Below are 16,362 nucleotides of genomic sequence, written 5' to 3' on the forward strand. Positions count from 1 at the left end.
GGCGTCCTGATATTGATATTCAGGACTTAATGATGACGGTCATCGACAATCACGAGGTACTTGCAAAGGACGGCGAATTGTCGGAAGCGAGTGCACGCGATTATTTCGAATTGCTGAAGCCGCGGGTGATGTCGCTCGTGGTCTTCACCGCCTTTGCCGGCCTGGTGCTGGCGCCGGGCCACATCCATCCCGTTCTCGGCCTGATCGCCATTCTCTGTATCGCCGTCGGCGCCGGCGCCTCCGGCGCTTTGAACATGTGGTACGACGCCGATATTGACGCCATCATGAGCCGCACCGCCAAGCGTCCGATCCCGGCCGGCCGCATCGCGCCGTCTGAGGCTCTGGCCTTCGGCCTGGTGCTGTCAGGCTTCTCGGTCGTCATCCTCGGCCTTGCCGTCAACTGGCTCTCGGCCGGCATCCTCGCCTTCACCATCTTCTTCTATGCCGTCGTCTACACTATGTGGCTGAAGCGCTCGACGCCGCAGAACATCGTCATCGGCGGCGCCGCCGGCGCCTTCCCGCCGATGATCGGCTGGGCCTGCGTGACCAACAGCGTGACGATCGAGAGCACCGTTCTCTTCCTGATCATCTTCCTGTGGACGCCGGCGCATTTCTGGGCGCTCGCCCTCTTCAAGATGCGCGACTACGAGGCCGTCGGGGTGCCGATGCTGCCGAACGTCGCCGGCGAGCGGGTGACCAAACACCAGATCGTCGCCTATGCGGTGCTGACCGCCGTCTGCGCGGTCCTACCGTCCTTCCTCGGTTTCGCCAGCTTCGGCTATGGCCTGGTGGCGGCCGCGCTCGGCGCGATCTTCATCTACTGTTCCATCGCCGTCTGGCGCATGCCCGACGGCGATCTGAAGATGATCCCGGCAAAGAAGCTGTTCGCCTTCTCGATCTTTTATCTCTTCGCCGTGTTCTCCGCTCTGATGATCGACCGGCTGGCGTCGATGCTGGTCTCGCATGCGGGAGGTTGGTTCTGATGGATCTCGTCAAGCTTACCGAAAAGCAGATGAAGTCGCGCCGCAACCGCAACATCGCCCTCGGGCTGGTGCTTGCCGGCCTCGTCATTCTCTTCTACGCGATCACCATCGTGAAGATCGGCGGGGGAATGGCCGGATGAGCGACAACGCCGCCGCAGGCAGGAAGCAGGGCCGCAACAACGGCGCCGTCGTGATGATGTGCCTGAGCTTCGTCTTCGGCATGGGCGCGATGAGCTACGCCGCCGTGCCGCTCTACCGGATCTTCTGCCAGGTCACCGGCTATAACGGCACGACGCAGCGCGTCGACCAGGTGTCGAGCGTCGTGCTTGACCGCACCATGCGCGTCACCTTCGACGCCAATGTCGCGCCCGGTCTGCAATGGGACTTCAAGCCGGTGGAGCGCGAGGTCAATCCGAAGATCGGCGAAACGATCCAGGTCAATTTCACCGCCGAGAATCGTTCGAACGAGACGCAACGCGGCCAGGCGGTTTTCAACGTCACGCCGGGCGAGGCGGGCGTCTATTTCAACAAGGTGCAATGTTTCTGCTTTACGGAAACGGACCTGAAGCCGGGCGAGAAGCTCGACATGCCGGTGGTGTTCTACATCGACCCTGAGATCGTCAAGGCGGTGGAATCCAAGAACATCCATACGGTGACGCTGTCATATACGTTCTACCCGAAAGAGGGTCCGAAGCCTTTGGCTTCGAATGAGGGTGGAACGGTAAAGAGTGAAAAGAAACTTTGATCAAGGCTCGTTTCCGGCTATGCCGGGAGCGGAGTGAAGGAAGACATCCGGGGATAGCTACATGGCCGATGCTCATCAGAAGAATCACGACTATCACATCATCGATCCGAGCCCGTGGCCGATTCTCGCCTCGCTCGGCGCCTTCATCATGGCCATCGGCGGCGTCTGCTACATGCGCTATCTGAACGGCGGCTCGTTCAAGGTCGCCGGCGCTGAACTCGCCAATCCCTGGCTTTTCTATATCGGCTTTGCGCTCGTTCTCTACGTCATGTACGGCTGGTGGGCCGATACGGTGAAGGAAGCCCATGAGGGCGCCCACACCCGCGTCGTCTCGCTGCACCTGCGCTACGGCATGATCATGTTCATCGCTTCGGAAGTGATGTTCTTCGTCGCGTGGTTCTGGGCCTATTTCGACGCCAGCCTCTATCCGAATGAAGCCATCCAGGCCTCGCGCCTGCTCTATACCGGCGGCACCTGGCCGCCGAAGGGCATCGAGGTCCTCGATCCCTGGCACCTGCCGATCTACAACACCGTCATCCTGCTGCTCTCCGGCACGACGGTCACCTGGGCGCACCATGCGCTGCTGCACAACGACCGCAAGGGCCTGATCCAGGGCCTGACGCTGACGGTGCTGCTTGGCATTTTCTTCTCCAGCGTCCAGGCCTATGAATATGCCCACGCGCCCTTCGCCTTCAAGAACTCGATCTACGGCGCGACTTTCTTCATGGCGACCGGCTTCCACGGTTTCCACGTCCTCATCGGCACCATCTTCCTGGCTGTCTGCCTGATCCGGTCGCTGCGCGGCGACTTCACCCCGAAACAGCATTTCGGCTTCGAGGCCGCCGCCTGGTACTGGCACTTCGTCGACGTCGTCTGGCTGTTCCTGTTCTTCTGCATCTACGTCTGGGGCGGCTGGGGCGCCCCCGTCGCCGCCGGCTGATCGGAGCGATATTCAAGCAGAAGGCGGGCCTGGTGCCCGCCTTTTTTGTTTGTGGTTTCCGCGCTCCGTCATCGTTGGGATTTATAAAGCCCGAGGGCACTGAAACGTGGAGAGCGGTCAGCAAGAGGCAGGACGCAGGACGGCCCCCCACCCACGCTCCGTGACGGATGGAAGCATCATCTGAAGTGCACATTCGCAGAGCCCCAAACCTGGAGGAGTAACAGTTTGCAGATCCCCGATCGCTTTCTTGTCGCTGAGACGGATGGATGGCTGGTAAACCACCGGATGAATTCCGCGCTTCCCGGCTATCTCATGGTCAGCTCCAAGACGGACACGAATGATCTGTCCGAAATCCCAGACGCTGCGTTAAGGGAACTCGGTCCATTGTTGGCGACGGTTCAGGGCGTGCTGAAACGGGAACTGGAAGCGCAACGCGTTTATATCGGCCGATACGGACACTCTCCCGGCTATCCCATCCATTTTCACGTGATCCCGATCTACGATTGGGTGGAGGAATTGTTCTGGAAAGACAGCCGGTATCGCGTACTTCAGAATTTTGCCGATGGCCCGGGAGAAACCCCGACGGATGGCGCTGAACTGGCGCTGTTTATCTGGCGCGAGTTTTGCGAGCGCGCAGAGCCGCCACCAATTCAAGGGCGATCCGTCCTCCAGACCATTGATTTGTTGCGAGAGGTGATGGGTTCGCGATAGCCAAATCCCGAAAGGGGGAAACGGTTAATCGTCGCCCGATCCGCTGCCATCATCGGAGGACTGGATTTCCTTCGCCATCAGCGGGCTGCTCTTGTCGGCGTCGACCATCACCCATCCCAGCTTTTCATAAAAGGGAACGGCATCCGGTGCGGCATGGACCTCCAGGCGGCTGAGGCCATGCCTTGCCGATAATCCCTCGACCTTTGACATCAAAATCCGCCCCAGCCCCTGTCTCTGATATTCCGGCATGATGGCGACAAGTCGCACGATGCCGGTCGTGGCATCCGACAGATCGAGGCGGACCGTGCCGAGGGCGACGCCGTCTTTCCTGAGCAGAAGCGGCATATGGCCAGGTGCATGTTCATCCGGATGCGTGTCATCGTAGCCGTCGAGGCCGCGCAGATCGAACAAAACGAGCCGCCGGATGGCATGATAGGCCCGCCACTCCTCGACCTCCTTCACCTGCAGAAGTTCAATTCCCATCGCAATCGATCCCGCGTTCTCGGCCTTCCTTTGAACACCAAATCCTCACCGGCCGCCGGCGATCCGTTCGAAGGCTGAAGGCGTAGGAATGCCGAGGTCGAGCTGATGGCGGATCGCTTCGGCGCATTCGAGCGCGGTCAGGACTGAGGTATCGACCTCCATGTCGTAGATGCCCGGCCGGTGCACTTCGTCCTGCCAGCGCTTCACCGGCTCCGGCACAGGCGTCTCATCGGTAGCTTTTACATACATTGTCTCGCGCCCTTCCTGTTTGAATTCACGCCGCTGCATGATCGTCTCGATCGGACAGCGCACGCCGACGAACAGCACGGAAAAGCCTTCCAGGCGCCGGGCGCAGTCGCCGAGAATGCCGAGCGGCTCGGAATAGCTGTCGTGATGGCCGAGATCGGCCACCACATTGAGCCCCAATCCGGCATGGATGGCGATCGATTCGTAAAGCGCGGCATAGAGGAAGGGCACCAGTTCTTCGAGTTCCGGCCGCTCGCCGCCCGGCCTCAGGCCGATACCGGGCAGGTAGCGCTTCGGCGTCATGGCATTGTAGCCGTCGACGCCGAGGTTGATCCACGGCCCCTCGAATTCCTCCTGGATTGCGCGCGCAATGCTGGATTTGCCGCTGCGCGGCGCGCCGTTCAAGATAATGATCTGTCCGGCATGGTTGTCATTGGTCATCAGTCTTCTTCTTCTGTTTGGCGCGAATCACTGAGGCGAAACCGCGCAGGCATTTCCATTCGGGATGCGAATACTTTATGGGAGAGTTAAGGCAGCATGGAATTGTCAGAAGGAATGGCATGAGCGAGGACAGCGCCCATTATCCCCCGGTCGATCCGGTCAAAACCGGCATCAAGGGCTGCTGCCCGCGCTGCGGCCAGGGAAAACTGTTCGATGGCCTGCTCGGGGTCAAGCCGCGCTGCGCCTCCTGCGGCCTGGATTATTCCTTCGCCGATGCCGGTGACGGGCCGGCCGTCTTCGTCATCCTCATTGTCGGCTTCATCGTCATCGGGATGGTGCTGTGGCTGCAGGTGAATTACGCCCCGCCGATCTGGGTGCATATCCTGCTCTTCGCGCCGCTGACGATCATCCTGTCGCTCGCGACGCTACGCTGGTTCAAGGGCATCCTGATCGCAATGCAATACCGCCACAATGCCCGCGAAGGACGCCTGAGTGACTGAGATCCAACATGCCGCGCCGCGCCGCCGGCTGCCTGTGGCAACCGGCATCCTGGTGCTGATCGCGCTTTCCATCCTGATTTCGCTCGGCACCTGGCAGGTAGAGCGCCTCCACTGGAAAGAAGGCCTGCTTGCCGATATCGCCGCCCGCCAAGCTGCTGCCCCCGTGCCGCTTTCCGAGATCGAGGCGATGGCGGCTTCAGGCGGCGACATCGAATACCGCAAGGTTACCGCCACCGGCCGCTACATCAACAACAAGGAGCGCCACTTCTTCGCCACCTGGCAGGGCCAGACCGGCTTTTACGTCTATACGCCGCTCGAGCTTGCCGACGGGCGCACGCTCCTGGTCAATCGCGGCTTCGTTCCCTATGAGAACAAGGAGCCGGAAATGCGCATGCAGGGCCAGCTGACGGATCAGCAGACCGTCACCGGCCTGGCGCGCAGCAAACTTCCCGGCAAACCCTCCTGGGTGGTGCCCGACAACGACGTCGCCAAGAACATCTTCTACTGGAAGGATCTCGACGTGATGGCGGAAAGCGTCGGGCTGGAAAAGGCCCGCGTCATCCCGTTTTTCGTCGATGCCGATTCGACGCCCAATCCGGCCGGCCTGCCGATCGGCGGCGTGACCCAGGTCGACCTGCCGAATGACCATCTGCAATATGCCTTCACGTGGTACGGGCTTGCCGCCGTGCTTGTCGTCGTGGTGGCGATCTCCTGGTTCCGCAAACCCGGCAAGCACCCCGCGCAATAGTATCGCTTCAATTCCCCGCCATATTGGGCTAGAGGTCGCTTGTCCCACGCGCGGGACGGAATTTGACGGAAAAGACATGAATATTGCGGCGAAACCTCCCTTGACGATCAGGCTCTGCGGGCCGCGCGGCTTCTGTGCCGGCGTCGACCGCGCCATCCAGATCGTCGTGCTGGCGCTGAAATCCTATGGCGCGCCGGTCTATGTGCGCCATGAGATCGTCCACAATCGTTATGTCGTCGAGGGGCTGGAGGCCAAGGGCGCCGTCTTCGTCGAGGAGCTGGACGAGATCCCCGCCGAGCACCGCGCCCAGCCGGTGGTTTTCTCCGCCCATGGCGTGCCGAAATCCGTGCCGGAGGATGCGGCAAGCCGCAACCTCTTTTATCTCGACGCCACCTGCCCGCTGGTCTCCAAGGTTCACAAGCAGGCGATGCGCCACAATCGCCTCGGCCGCCACGTCGTCCTCATCGGCCATGCCGGCCATCCCGAGGTGATCGGCACGATGGGGCAGTTGCCGGAAGGCTCGGTGTCGCTGATCGAGACGATCGAGGACGCCGATGCCTATATCCCCGCCGATGCCGACAATCTCGGTTACGTCACCCAGACGACGCTGTCGGTCGACGATACGGCCGGCGTCATCGCCCGTCTGCACGAACGCTTCCCGAACCTGACGGCGCCGGCGGCGGATTCGATCTGTTACGCGACGACCAACCGCCAGGAAGTGGTGAAGCAGGCAGCCCCCGGCTGCGATCTCTTCATCATCGTCGGCGCCCCGAATTCCTCCAATTCCAAGCGCCTCGTCGAAGTGGCGCTGCGGGCAGGGGCGAAGAAATCGATCCTGGTGCAGCGCGCCGCCGAGCTCGACTGGGACGACATCGGGGCGATTTCGACGCTCGGCCTTTCCGCCGGCGCCTCGGCACCCGAGGTGATCGTCAACGAGATCATCGAGGCGTTCCGCGCCCGATTCGACGCCCGCGTCGAACTGGCCGAAACGGTGCAGGAAACCGAGAATTTCCTCGTCAACCGCGAATTGCGCAGCATCGAGCTGACGGCCGCCGACATGGCCTTCGTCAACGGCTGATCTTCATCCTGAAAACCTTGTCGCGACGCCGGATGGTCGAAGCGGCGGAGCCAATATCAACAGTGCAAAGACGAGACCTCCCTTGGCAGTCTATACCGATATCGCCGAAGACGATCTGAAATGGTTCCTGACGGAATATGACGCGGGCACTCTGCTCTCCTATAAGGGGATCGCCGAAGGCGTCGAAAACTCCAATTTTCTGCTGCATACCTCGAAGGAACCGCTGATCCTGACGCTGTATGAGAAGCGCGTGGAAAAGAACGACCTGCCGTTTTTCCTCGGCCTGATGCAGCATCTTTCCGCCCGCGGCCTGTCGTGCCCGCTGCCGCTGCCGCGGCGCGACGGCGCGCTGCTCGGTTCGCTCTCCGGCCGCCCGGCCGCGCTGATCTCCTTCCTCGAAGGCATGTGGCTGAGAAAGCCGGAGGCCAAACACTGCCGCGAGGTCGGCAGGGCGCTGGCCGAGATGCATGTGGCCGGCGACGATTTCCAGCTGAAGCGCCCGAACGCGCTGTCGATCGACGGCTGGCGCGGGCTCTGGGAGAAATCGGAAGATCGCGCCGGCGAGGTCGAGCCCGGCCTGCAGAATGAGATCCGTAGCGAATTCGATTTCCTCGCCGCCGCCTGGCCGAAGAGCCTGCCGGCCGGCGTCATCCATGCCGATCTGTTCCCCGACAATGTCTTCTTTTTGGGCGATCAGCTTTCCGGCCTGATCGATTTCTATTTCGCCTGCAACGATCTGCTCGCCTATGACGTCTCGATCTGCCTGAATGCCTGGTGCTTCGAGAAGGACGGCGCCTACAACATCACCAAGGGCACGGCGATGCTCGAGGGTTACCAGAGTGTCCGGCCGTTGAGCGACGAAGAGATCGCCGCCTTGCCGGTGCTGTCGCGCGGCTCGGCGCTGCGCTTCTTCCTGACCCGGCTCTACGACTGGCTGACGACGCCTGAGGGCGCCATGGTCACCAAGAAGGACCCGCTGGAATATCTCCGCAAGCTGCGCTTCCACCGCCAGATCGGCTCAGCCGCCGAATACGGATTGAGCCTATGAAACATGTCGATATCTTCACCGACGGCGCGTGCTCCGGCAATCCCGGCCCTGGCGGCTGGGGCGCTGTGCTGCGTTATGGCGACGTCGAAAAGGAGCTTTGCGGCGGCGAGGCCGACACGACCAACAACCGCATGGAACTGCTGGCGGCGATCTCCGCGTTGCAGGCATTGAAGAGCCCTTGCGAGGTCGATCTTTATACCGATAGCGCCTACGTCAAGGACGGCATCTCCAAGTGGATTTTCGGCTGGAAGAAAAACGGCTGGAAGACCGCAGACAAGAAGCCGGTGAAGAATGCCGAACTCTGGCAGGCACTGGAAGAAGCCCGCAACCGCCACAAGGTGACGCTGCACTGGGTCAAGGGCCACGCCGGCCACCCGGAAAACGAACGCGCCGATGAACTTGCGCGCCGGGGTATGGAGCCGTTTAAGAAGGGTAAGGCGGTTTCGTTTTAGGGGCGTGCGCCTAGCAAGAGCCGGTTACGTGGGGTTGGCCGTGGGTCGTTTATCAAAGACTATCAGGCGCAGCCGCCCCGATAGCTGCCCCTCACCCTAATCTCTCCCCGTTCTGACGGGGAGAGGGGACCTGCCACGCGAGAGGTTGGCGGGGGAACGGAGAGGTCGCAGCATATCCCCTTCGCCCCGCGCGCGGGGAGAAGGTGCCGGCAGGCGGATGAGGGGCGGACGGACGTAAAACGGAAGTCGTCACGGAGGAGGCGCGAATGGAACTTCCCATCCCATCAGATACGTTTGAGCGGGTTCTCATCATGGGAAACGGCGGGACTGGCAAGACGTGGCTCGCCCGTCGCATCGGTGATCAGCTCCGCCAGCCCATCATCCATCTCGACGATATCCATTGGGAACCGGGCGGCTACGGCACCGCTCGCGACAAGACGCTCAGAGACGCGATGGTCAAGACCGCGGCCGAAGGGGAAAGCTGGGTCATGGAAGGGGTCTATGGCCAGTTGGTGAACATGGTCCTCAGCCGCGTGACCGCGTTGATCTGGATCGATCTGCCCGAAGAGGCGTGCATCGCCAATGTCAAAGAGAGAGGTATTCAGGGCGGTGAATCAGAGACGCAGTTTGTCGATCTGCTCAAGTGGGTGGCGGAATATAGGATACGAAAGAACAACTGGAATTCGTTTGACGCGCATGCCCAGCTGTATTCGGCCTTTTCAGGTTCAAAGTGGTTGCTGGCGGATCGTGAAGCCGTAACGCGTTTCACCGATCGGTTGCCCGGGGTTGGCCCCGGCTTCATCGGCACGGCTACTGAACTTGGAGGTACTTAGGTGATGTCGACGCTGACGGGAGCAAATGTGACGCTCCGTCCGCCCAAAGAGGGGGATATCGACTCAAGATTTCGTTTGGGAAACGACATTGAGATAATCGAGATGTTTGGCATCAGCCGCAATGACGTGCCTACGATCTCGCAGGCGTCAGCCGCTGCTTGGGTACAGGGCATCGTCGAACATCCTCATGCATGGATTATCGAGGCGCGAGAATCACTGGTCGGCGAGATAAGGCTGGATCGGTTGGATATGCATGATCGGCGTGCGTCGATGGCCATAGGCATTTACGACCGAAACGCCCTTGGCAAAGGACTGGGAAGCGAAGCAATTGCAGTTCTGCTTGGCCACGCATTCGGTCCCTTGCGACTTCATCGCATCGGCGTTCGTGTGTTGAGCTACAACCAAAGGGCAGTTCGCGCCTACCTTAAATGCGGCTTTGTCGAGGAAGGCAGAGAACGCGAGGCGGCCTTTGTAAACGGAGCCTGGCACGACGATGTGATGATGAGCCTGCTGGAACACGAATTCGCGCGATAATGTCAACCCCGCGCCACATCGCGGCGCACCAGATGCTGGACGCCATCGGGCATCGTCTCAATCAGGTCGCGCACCGGCATCGGCTGCAGATCGAAGCGATCGAGGGCGGCCCGGCTTGCCAAAGCCCAGCGGAATTCCAGATCGGCGGCGCCGTCGCGGACACGGTGGACAATATCGCTCTCGTGGAAGGGCAGCGCGGTCATCAGCTCCGCCTCATAATAGAAACCGACTTCATGAACCCTTCGTCCCCCCAACTCGAAGAAATTCTCGATGACGAAGCGCAGCGGTCCGACCGTTGCCTTGCTGCCGATTTCCTCTTCTATTTCGCGTGCGAGCGTTTCGGCGCCGGCCTCGTGAAACTCCACCCGTCCACCGGGCAGCACCCAGAAAATGTCGCCGACAACGCGATGAATGAGGATGTGGCCACGGGAGCGGATCAAAGCGCCGGCCCGCAATTGGAAGCGAGATTCGCTGGCATCCAGCACGATCATGGTTCGCTTGGCATCGTCCATATTTTGCGTCCTCCAGGGTCATTGAGCAAAGGGCTTGCGCCGTTCGCGCAGTCCGAAATTCGTCTATTGGCGGCGCAGCTCTTGCGAAATTATGGAGTCGGCGGGCAGATTGTCGAGTGCCATCTTTGAAACCGAGGGACGAGATAATTTCCGTCTCATGCTGTCCGCCGCTCGGGTTTGAAAGGCCGACTATGGCAGCGCAGCATCGCCCCTTGCTCCCTCATTCCTGTACCTGTCACAGGAATCCAGTGCGCCCAAGTCCTTGGGCGCGGGAGACCCTTAGCAAACTGGCATTGAGTCATTCACCGCGCCGACGCGCGGTGGCTGGATTCCTGTGACGGGCACAGGAATTGTCTCTCAAATCTATGCTTTACTGCGGGGGAAGCTGGGATCGAGCCCCGGGATGGCCATCCCGGGGCTCGCGCGACAAAGCGCCCGTACAGGAATAGGTGTCAACGACCGACCTCATGAAGGGACTTTGCCGCACCAGCTTCGCATCGCTTGCTGACTTGAATGGGCTATCCGAAGGACACGCCCGCAGACAATTCGAAGCATGGAGCCCAATTATGATGGCAGAATCCGATGAAATCCAGTCCATCCTCGGCCTGGACGTTTCCTGCGATACCGTGACCCTGTTCGACAGCTGCACCCGCCGCTGCCTGACCATTGCCAACGAGGCCGACGCGCTGCGTGCCGCCTTAGAACCGTATCAAGGCAGCGCTACGCTCGCCGTGTGCGAGGCCACCGGCGGCCATGAAGATACCGTGCTCGGCGTGCTCCTGGAATTGGCCATCCAGGCCCATCGCGCCGATCCCGCCAAGGTCAAGGCCTATATCAAATCCTTCGGCAAGCGCGCCAAGAACGACGCGATCGACGCCCGCTGGCTGTCCCGCTATGGCCGCGACCGGGCCGCGATGCTGCTGCGCTGGCAGCCGACCGCTCCGACCCAGCAGAAGCTCGAGCTGCTCGTCGCCCGCCGTCTCGACCTCGTCGCCATGCGGGTGCAGGAGCAAAACCGCCTGAAAGCCCCGCGCAGCAGTCTGATCGCCGATAATATCCGCGCCCATCTTTGCGAACTGGAGCGCCATATCGAAGCGCTCAACGCAGAGATCGACACCCTGATTAGCGAAAGCCGCGATCTGGAACTGCGGGCTAAATCATTGCGGTCGGTGCCGGGCATCGGACCGGTTCTGGTGCCGCTGCTCTTGGCCGTCATGCCCGAACTCGGCACCCTCAACCGCCGCCAGGTCGCAAGCCTCGCCGGTGTGGCTCCGCATCCGAAAGACAGTGGCAAGGCCAGCTGGCACCGCAGCACCACCGGCGGGCGACGCCAGATCCGTCCGGCGCTCTTCATCGCTGTCTCGCCGCCTGCCGTGGCAATAGTCCGCTCGCCACAGCCTATCAGGCGCTGCTCAAGGCCGCAAAACCAAAGCGCGTCGCGCTCACCGCCATCATGCGCAAGATCATCACCATCGCAAACGCCCGGGTCAGAGACGCCTTGCAGCAGCAAAATGAATTAATGCTCGCGCCCGCATAAACTGACTTGGAGAGCGGTGGCATCTCAAGGCTGCCGCGCCGTCGCCGCTCCCTGGATCAACCGATGCAGATATTCGAGTTTTGCCACGACGGGCGAGGACAACACGAAGGGATAGGAGTCCGGCTGGCCCATGCTGCGCTGGATGGCGTTGATCGCGATGCTGAGCGGCACCCAGGCGCTAACCAGCTGTTCGGCGCTCTTTGCCCGGTAGGGGATGAAATCCACTTCGCCGGCGATTTCCTCATGGCCGCGCGGGTCGATGGCGATGCCGAAGGCACGCGCCGTTTCGAGCGTGTCGACGATATGGAGGTAATGGGCGAAACATTCGGCGAAATCCTCCCAGGGGTGGGAGGCTGCATAGGCGCTGATGAAATTGTCCTGCCATCCCAGGGGCGCGCCGCCGGCATAGTGGTTTTGCAGGGCCGCCGCATAATCCTGCCGTTCGTCGCCGAAGACGGCGCGGAAATCCGCCAGGCCATCGCGGTCGCGCACCAGCTTGTTCCAGATGAAATGGCCGGTCTCGTGGCGGAAATGGCCAAGCAGGGTGCGATAGGGTTCGTTCATCGAGCTGCGCGCCTGTTCGCGCGTTGCATCGTCGGCCTCGGCGGCGCGGATGGTGATCAGGCCTTCCTCGTGGCCGGTCATGGCCGGCACGACATAGCCGTTGCTCTCGATCGAATCCTCGAGGAAATCGAAGACCAGGCCGCCTTCCGGATCCTGCACGCGATCGGGATGCGGCAGCCGCCAGCGCAACAGTGAATAAAACAGATGACGCTGCGCCTGGCTGATGCGCCGCCAGCGATCGATGCCGTTCTGGCTATCGGTGTTCGGAACCAGCCGGTTGTGGCGGCAGGCAACGCAGAATTCACTTTCGCCATCGCCGTCCACCAGCCAGTTGCAGATGTCGAGGCCGGCATTGGCGCAGAAGCGCACCTCGCGCTCCGGGTTAGAGACGAGCTGCCACACCGTCTCCTCGCGCGGCTCCAGCGCATGCATGGCCAGATCGCCGGGGAGGAAGCCGAGGCGATGGTTGCAACGCACGCATTGACGGTTGTCGAAATGGACGACCTGATCGCAATTGTCGCAGGCGAAAAGCTTCATCGTGTCTATCTCTGCAGAGCATGAGGGTACGGATTAAAAATGCCTGCCGCGCGAGGGGCGCAGCAGGCATGGTTGATGACGGATAAGCTTGTGGCTCAGAGCCGGTCGACGGCGCCCTTGAGCTTGTCCTTGACCTTGCCGGTTGCGACCTGTCCCTTGCCTTTGGCTTCCTGAACGGCGCCCTTGGCCTGCATTTCGCGGTCATCCGCAGCCTTGCCGACAGCCTGCTTGGTCTTGCCGGCAATTTCGTTGGCCTTGCCTGAAATCTTGTCGCTGGTGCTACCCATAGGTGATGTCTCCTTCGTCGGCATGGGCCTCGTGTCCATGCTTGCCGAAATGAAACGTCAGTCCTGCCAATTCGTTCCCGCCACTTTCAGGCCCGCCACCTCAGGCCCACCGCGTCAGGCATGTCCGGCTTCGGCCGAAAGCATGGCAGCGGTAACGCCCATGCCGGCGAGCGCCCGCTCGTATTTATCGTCGAGGCTGCGGTCGAAGATCAGCTCCTCATTGGCCGGGCAGGTGAGCCAGCCATTGTTGACGACCTCGTTTTCGAGCTGGCCGGCCGACCAGGAGGAATAGCCGAGCAGCATGGTCGCGCGCGTCGGCCCGTCGCCCTTGGAGATGGCGCGCACGATGTCGAGCGTCGCCGTCAGGCAGATGTCGTCGCTGACGGGGATCGAGGAGTCACTGGAATAATCGTCCGAATGCAGTACGAAGCCGCGGCCGCTTTCCACCGGGCCGCCGGTCTGGATCGGGAAGTCGCGAGCGCGCTGCGGCAGGACGATCGAATCTTCCTGCTTGATCATGTCGAGATGCAGCAGCACATCGGTGAAGGTGAGGCTCTGCGGGCGGTTGATGACGAAGCCCATGGCGCCGGCATCCGAATGCGCGCAGATATAGATCACCGTGCGCGCAAAATTGCGGTCTTCAATACCCGGCATGGCAATGAGGAACTGGCCATCGAAGAAGCCACGTTCCCGTCTGTTCTTCAGCGTCGATAAGGACATCGTTCCTCCTGCTGCCAACCGCATTGAGGCCTTGACAACAGAAGCATGGGCTAATGTCACACATCAATCAACAGAAAATGAAGATTTAAATCGCCGCGACTTCTGGCGGCCAAACGGCAGTTTCGGTAAACCGTTGTTCCATGATGATTATTTCCTCGGCCCCGCGCCGGCTTTTAATTGCGGTCATCTCAGTGGGCGCGGCCTTCGCCGCCCATCGTTCGGCCCACGCGGAAATGAGCGCCTGGGCGGACAACGAGGGTGGCCGCATGCGCCTCGTCGCCTTGGCGCCCGATGCCGCCGGCAAGATCCGCGCCGCCCTGCAGATCGAGCCGAAACCCGGCTGGATCACCTATTGGAAAGAGCCCGGCAACAGCGGCATTCCGCCCCAGTTCACCATCGCGGCCGGCAGCGCTGTCACGCTCGACGCCATCGCCTATCCCGTCCCAAAACATTTCTTCAACGGCGCGGTCGAGGATATCGCCTATGACGCGCCGGTGACGCTGCCGCTGTCGCTGACGGCGGCAGGTAAAGCTCCGGTCGAGATCGACGCCCTGGCTTTCATCGGCATATGCAAAGACATCTGCATTCCCTTCCAGGCGAATTTTCAGCTGAAGCTCGGCCCGGCCATCCAGTCGCATCCGGAGGAGGAGGCGATCCTTGCGGCGGCCGATGCGAGCCTGCCGAAGCCGCCCTCGGCCGATTTCGGCGTGACCGCGCATGCGATGTCGCCGGATAAGAAGACGCTGACGCTGACGCTGGCTCTACCCGGCGGGGAGCGGAAGGGCGCGCCCGATATCATCGTCACCGGGCCGAGCGGTTATGCCTTCACCAAGCAGGTCGGCAGCAAACGCGACGGCGCCGCGCTGAAGGTCGACATCGCAATCGGCAAGCTGCCGAAGGATTACGACATAGCGGGCAAGCGCTGGGGCGTGCTGGTCATTGACGGCGACAAGGCGATCGAGACCACGCTTGTTTTTGAATGACCGGCCTTCCTTTGCTTGACGGCTCGCCCCGAGCGACTGGACCTCTGAACGACCGGGCCCTGATGACCTGGCCTTGCCTTTGATCTGCCGGATCTTATAGTCGTCGACGATCCCTGCGGCGCCCGAGGCCGCCAAGTCAAACTTAGCAAGTCACAACCCAGCAAACCGGAACCCCAAAGCCGGAATTCAAGGAGAAAACCCATGACCATCGCGATCGGCGACAAGCTTCCTGCCGCCACTTTCAAGGAAAAGACCGCCGACGGCCCGGTCGAGATCACCACCGATCAGCTGTTCTCCGGCAAGCGCGTCGTGCTCTTTGCCGTGCCCGGCGCCTTCACGCCCACCTGCTCGCTGAACCATCTGCCGGGTTATCTCGAAAACCGCGACACCATCCTCGGCAAGGGTGTCGACGACATCGCCGTTCTCGCCGTCAACGATTGGCACGTGATGGGCGCCTGGGCGCAATCCTCCGGCGGCATGGGCAAGATCCACTTCCTCGCCGATTGGGATGCCGGCTTCACCAAGGCCGTCGGCCTCGAAGCCGACCTCTCCGCCGGCGGCCTCGGCCTGCGCTCCAAGCGCTATTCGATGCTGGTGGAAGACGGCGTGGTCAAAGCCCTCAACATCGAAGAAAGCCCCGGCCAGGCAACGGTTTCCGGTGCGGCTGCTATGCTGGAACTGCTCTAAGTTTTCGAGAGGCATTGGCGCCAAAAAACTGCCCCTTACCCTAACCCTCTCCCCGTAATGACGGGGAGAGGGGACGTGCCCTGCGAGACGCTGGCGAGGAACGGAGACGGTGCCGCACATTCCCTTCGCCCCGCAAGGCGGGGAGAAGGTACGGGAGGCGGACGAGGGGCGCACGCCGACGGCGAGTTTGGCAGAAATGCTCCCCCAGTCTCCGTCATCCCAGGCCCGCCGAGCCTGGGATCCACGCCCGGTGCTGAGGGGAGAGAGTTTGGGTCGAAGAAACGTTCGCGATCACCTCTGTGTGATGCGCCAAAACCCCTCCCCAACCCCTCCCCATAAGGGGGAGGGGCACAACTTGCTAAACCGTCTCGCCAGAAAATCACCACCCGGAATGCTGCGATCGAGAGAGGCGAAATCGGCGCCGCGCATAAGCCCCTCCCACCTGTGGGGTGGGGTTGGGGAGGGGCCTTTTCTGACGATGTTGGCGAACGCCTGACGTGTCATCCGTAGCGACCGGTTCGGCGGAACATGTGCCTCACCTCTGTCATCGCCGGGTGTTCCGTTCGTGCGGATGCTGCCCCTCACCCTAACCCTCTCCCCGTTCTGACGGGGCGAGGGGACGTGCCTTGCGAGAGGTTGGCGAGGGACGGAGAGGTCGCGGCGATCCCCCTTCGCCCCGCAAGGCGGGGAGAGCGACTGTCTTGTTTGTCAAGCATTTTGCCATGATCGTCCGTCCCTAATAATGGCGTTGAGGATGGTGAGTAATTTGCGCATGGTTGCGACGGTCGCGACG

At 61.5% G+C, this 16,362-nt stretch carries 20 protein-coding genes and 1 pseudogene; 15 read left to right on the plus strand and 6 right to left on the minus strand.

Annotation, left to right across the window (positions count from 1 at the left end):
* Positions 1 to 32: 32 nt before the first annotated feature.
* The 5 genes from RLEG4DRAFT_RS37695 (at position 33) to RLEG4DRAFT_RS37715 (ending at position 3,379) form a co-directional block, all read left to right on the plus strand.
* The gene (locus tag RLEG4DRAFT_RS37695; RefSeq protein ID WP_003584711.1) at positions 33 to 983 is read left to right on the plus strand and encodes a heme o synthase; all 951 of its coding nucleotides are present in this window, start codon (positions 33 to 35) and stop codon (positions 981 to 983) included.
* Entirely contained in the window at positions 983 to 1,123 is a 141-nt protein-coding gene (locus tag RLEG4DRAFT_RS41105) for a hypothetical protein (RefSeq protein WP_003569857.1), read from the plus strand. Before RLEG4DRAFT_RS37695 ends, RLEG4DRAFT_RS41105 begins: the two co-directional genes overlap by 1 nt.
* On the plus strand, positions 1,120 to 1,728 hold the full coding sequence (locus tag RLEG4DRAFT_RS37705) for a cytochrome c oxidase assembly protein (protein ID WP_003584713.1): 609 nt from the start codon (positions 1,120 to 1,122) through the stop codon (positions 1,726 to 1,728). The genes RLEG4DRAFT_RS41105 and RLEG4DRAFT_RS37705 overlap by 4 nt, the downstream gene beginning before the upstream one ends.
* A gap of 61 nt (positions 1,729 to 1,789) precedes the next feature.
* On the plus strand, positions 1,790 to 2,668 hold the full coding sequence (locus RLEG4DRAFT_RS37710) for a cytochrome c oxidase subunit 3 (RefSeq protein WP_003584715.1): 879 nt from the start codon (positions 1,790 to 1,792) through the stop codon (positions 2,666 to 2,668).
* Positions 2,669 to 2,893: 225 nt separating this feature from the next.
* Complete coding sequence (locus RLEG4DRAFT_RS37715) at positions 2,894 to 3,379, plus strand: HIT family protein (RefSeq protein WP_003584716.1); 486 nt, start codon at positions 2,894 to 2,896, stop codon at positions 3,377 to 3,379.
* 24 nt (positions 3,380 to 3,403) lie between these two features.
* Here the strand turns inward: RLEG4DRAFT_RS37715 and RLEG4DRAFT_RS37720 are convergent, their stop codons facing one another.
* Together RLEG4DRAFT_RS37720 and RLEG4DRAFT_RS37725 are read right to left on the minus strand one after the other, a co-directional pair.
* Positions 3,404 to 3,862: a GNAT family N-acetyltransferase gene (locus RLEG4DRAFT_RS37720; protein WP_003584717.1), complete on the minus strand. Its 459-nt coding sequence runs from the start codon at positions 3,860 to 3,862 to the stop codon at positions 3,404 to 3,406.
* A gap of 45 nt (positions 3,863 to 3,907) precedes the next feature.
* Positions 3,908 to 4,549 (minus strand): chloramphenicol phosphotransferase CPT family protein, encoded by a 642-nt coding sequence (locus RLEG4DRAFT_RS37725; protein ID WP_003584719.1) that lies wholly within the window; start codon positions 4,547 to 4,549, stop codon positions 3,908 to 3,910.
* Positions 4,550 to 4,668: 119 nt separating this feature from the next.
* Here RLEG4DRAFT_RS37725 and RLEG4DRAFT_RS37730 point away from each other — a divergent pair, with 119 nt between their 5' ends.
* The 7 genes from RLEG4DRAFT_RS37730 (at position 4,669) to RLEG4DRAFT_RS37760 (ending at position 9,742) form a co-directional block, all read left to right on the plus strand.
* Positions 4,669 to 5,049: a DUF983 domain-containing protein gene (locus RLEG4DRAFT_RS37730; protein ID WP_003584721.1), complete on the plus strand. Its 381-nt coding sequence runs from the start codon at positions 4,669 to 4,671 to the stop codon at positions 5,047 to 5,049.
* Positions 5,042 to 5,797, plus strand: a complete 756-nt coding sequence (locus RLEG4DRAFT_RS37735; RefSeq protein WP_003584723.1) for an SURF1 family protein — start codon at positions 5,042 to 5,044, stop codon at positions 5,795 to 5,797. The genes RLEG4DRAFT_RS37730 and RLEG4DRAFT_RS37735 overlap by 8 nt, the downstream gene beginning before the upstream one ends.
* Positions 5,798 to 5,873: 76 nt before the next feature.
* The gene (gene ispH, locus RLEG4DRAFT_RS37740) at positions 5,874 to 6,875 is read left to right on the plus strand and encodes a 4-hydroxy-3-methylbut-2-enyl diphosphate reductase (protein WP_003584724.1); all 1,002 of its coding nucleotides are present in this window, start codon (positions 5,874 to 5,876) and stop codon (positions 6,873 to 6,875) included.
* Between the two features lie 82 nt (positions 6,876 to 6,957).
* Complete coding sequence (locus RLEG4DRAFT_RS37745) at positions 6,958 to 7,923, plus strand: homoserine kinase (RefSeq protein WP_003584726.1); 966 nt, start codon at positions 6,958 to 6,960, stop codon at positions 7,921 to 7,923.
* The gene (gene rnhA / locus RLEG4DRAFT_RS37750) at positions 7,920 to 8,375 is read left to right on the plus strand and encodes a ribonuclease HI (RefSeq protein WP_003584727.1); all 456 of its coding nucleotides are present in this window, start codon (positions 7,920 to 7,922) and stop codon (positions 8,373 to 8,375) included. The genes RLEG4DRAFT_RS37745 and rnhA overlap by 4 nt, the downstream gene beginning before the upstream one ends.
* Before the next feature lie 266 nt (positions 8,376 to 8,641).
* Positions 8,642 to 9,208: a hypothetical protein gene (locus RLEG4DRAFT_RS37755; RefSeq protein ID WP_003584729.1), complete on the plus strand. Its 567-nt coding sequence runs from the start codon at positions 8,642 to 8,644 to the stop codon at positions 9,206 to 9,208.
* Positions 9,209 to 9,211: 3 nt separating this feature from the next.
* On the plus strand, positions 9,212 to 9,742 hold the full coding sequence (locus tag RLEG4DRAFT_RS37760) for a GNAT family N-acetyltransferase (protein ID WP_003584731.1): 531 nt from the start codon (positions 9,212 to 9,214) through the stop codon (positions 9,740 to 9,742).
* A 2-nt stretch (positions 9,743 to 9,744) separates the two neighbouring features.
* On the opposite strand, the gene RLEG4DRAFT_RS37765 is transcribed toward RLEG4DRAFT_RS37760, so the two are convergent.
* Positions 9,745 to 10,254: an NUDIX hydrolase gene (locus tag RLEG4DRAFT_RS37765; RefSeq protein WP_003584734.1), complete on the minus strand. Its 510-nt coding sequence runs from the start codon at positions 10,252 to 10,254 to the stop codon at positions 9,745 to 9,747.
* Positions 10,255 to 10,820: 566 nt separating this feature from the next.
* On the opposite strand from RLEG4DRAFT_RS37765, the pseudogene RLEG4DRAFT_RS37770 reads away from it, so the two are divergent.
* Positions 10,821 to 11,791, plus strand: a pseudogene (locus RLEG4DRAFT_RS37770) (IS110 family transposase).
* A gap of 24 nt (positions 11,792 to 11,815) precedes the next feature.
* Here the strand turns inward: RLEG4DRAFT_RS37770 and RLEG4DRAFT_RS37775 are convergent.
* From RLEG4DRAFT_RS37775 to RLEG4DRAFT_RS37785, 3 genes are all read right to left on the minus strand, one after another.
* Complete coding sequence (locus RLEG4DRAFT_RS37775) at positions 11,816 to 12,892, minus strand: zinc-binding metallopeptidase family protein (RefSeq protein WP_003584737.1); 1,077 nt, start codon at positions 12,890 to 12,892, stop codon at positions 11,816 to 11,818.
* A 95-nt stretch (positions 12,893 to 12,987) separates the two neighbouring features.
* Complete coding sequence (locus RLEG4DRAFT_RS37780) at positions 12,988 to 13,179, minus strand: CsbD family protein (RefSeq protein WP_003584739.1); 192 nt, start codon at positions 13,177 to 13,179, stop codon at positions 12,988 to 12,990.
* A gap of 114 nt (positions 13,180 to 13,293) precedes the next feature.
* Positions 13,294 to 13,899 carry a YqgE/AlgH family protein gene (locus RLEG4DRAFT_RS37785; RefSeq protein ID WP_003584741.1) on the minus strand — a complete coding sequence of 202 codons (606 nt, stop codon included), beginning with the start codon at positions 13,897 to 13,899 and terminating at the stop codon, positions 13,294 to 13,296.
* Between the two features lie 140 nt (positions 13,900 to 14,039).
* On the opposite strand from RLEG4DRAFT_RS37785, the gene RLEG4DRAFT_RS37790 reads away from it, so the two are divergent.
* Positions 14,040 to 14,882 (plus strand): protein-disulfide reductase DsbD domain-containing protein, encoded by an 843-nt coding sequence (locus tag RLEG4DRAFT_RS37790; RefSeq protein WP_003584743.1) that lies wholly within the window; start codon positions 14,040 to 14,042, stop codon positions 14,880 to 14,882.
* Positions 14,883 to 15,083: 201 nt separating this feature from the next.
* Complete coding sequence (locus RLEG4DRAFT_RS37795; protein ID WP_003584744.1) at positions 15,084 to 15,569, plus strand: peroxiredoxin; 486 nt, start codon at positions 15,084 to 15,086, stop codon at positions 15,567 to 15,569.
* Positions 15,570 to 16,362 lie beyond the last annotated feature (793 nt).

Source organism: Rhizobium leguminosarum bv. trifolii WSM2297, assembly GCF_000271845.1.

Bases quoted from the DNA above. Each gene is read 5' to 3' on its own strand.
- ispH (WP_003584724.1), top strand. From the start codon at position 5,874: ATGAATATTGCGGCGAAACCTCCCTTGACGATCAGGCTCTGCGGGCCG.
- RLEG4DRAFT_RS41105 (WP_003569857.1), top strand. From the start codon at position 983: ATGGATCTCGTCAAGCTTACCGAAAAGCAGATGAAGTCGCGCCGCAAC.
- RLEG4DRAFT_RS37705 (WP_003584713.1), top strand. From the start codon at position 1,120: ATGAGCGACAACGCCGCCGCAGGCAGGAAGCAGGGCCGCAACAACGGC.
- RLEG4DRAFT_RS37785 (WP_003584741.1), bottom strand. From the start codon at position 13,899: ATGTCCTTATCGACGCTGAAGAACAGACGGGAACGTGGCTTCTTCGAT.
- RLEG4DRAFT_RS37760 (WP_003584731.1), top strand. From the start codon at position 9,212: ATGTCGACGCTGACGGGAGCAAATGTGACGCTCCGTCCGCCCAAAGAG.
- RLEG4DRAFT_RS37730 (WP_003584721.1), top strand. From the start codon at position 4,669: ATGAGCGAGGACAGCGCCCATTATCCCCCGGTCGATCCGGTCAAAACC.
- RLEG4DRAFT_RS37775 (WP_003584737.1), bottom strand. From the start codon at position 12,892: ATGAAGCTTTTCGCCTGCGACAATTGCGATCAGGTCGTCCATTTCGAC.
- RLEG4DRAFT_RS37710 (WP_003584715.1), top strand. From the start codon at position 1,790: ATGGCCGATGCTCATCAGAAGAATCACGACTATCACATCATCGATCCG.
- RLEG4DRAFT_RS37780 (WP_003584739.1), bottom strand. From the start codon at position 13,179: ATGGGTAGCACCAGCGACAAGATTTCAGGCAAGGCCAACGAAATTGCC.
- RLEG4DRAFT_RS37695 (WP_003584711.1), top strand. From the start codon at position 33: ATGACGGTCATCGACAATCACGAGGTACTTGCAAAGGACGGCGAATTG.
- rnhA (WP_003584727.1), top strand. From the start codon at position 7,920: ATGAAACATGTCGATATCTTCACCGACGGCGCGTGCTCCGGCAATCCC.
- RLEG4DRAFT_RS37725 (WP_003584719.1), bottom strand. From the start codon at position 4,549: ATGACCAATGACAACCATGCCGGACAGATCATTATCTTGAACGGCGCG.
- RLEG4DRAFT_RS37755 (WP_003584729.1), top strand. From the start codon at position 8,642: ATGGAACTTCCCATCCCATCAGATACGTTTGAGCGGGTTCTCATCATG.
- RLEG4DRAFT_RS37765 (WP_003584734.1), bottom strand. From the start codon at position 10,254: ATGGACGATGCCAAGCGAACCATGATCGTGCTGGATGCCAGCGAATCT.
- RLEG4DRAFT_RS37720 (WP_003584717.1), bottom strand. From the start codon at position 3,862: ATGGGAATTGAACTTCTGCAGGTGAAGGAGGTCGAGGAGTGGCGGGCC.
- RLEG4DRAFT_RS37790 (WP_003584743.1), top strand. From the start codon at position 14,040: ATGATGATTATTTCCTCGGCCCCGCGCCGGCTTTTAATTGCGGTCATC.
- RLEG4DRAFT_RS37795 (WP_003584744.1), top strand. From the start codon at position 15,084: ATGACCATCGCGATCGGCGACAAGCTTCCTGCCGCCACTTTCAAGGAA.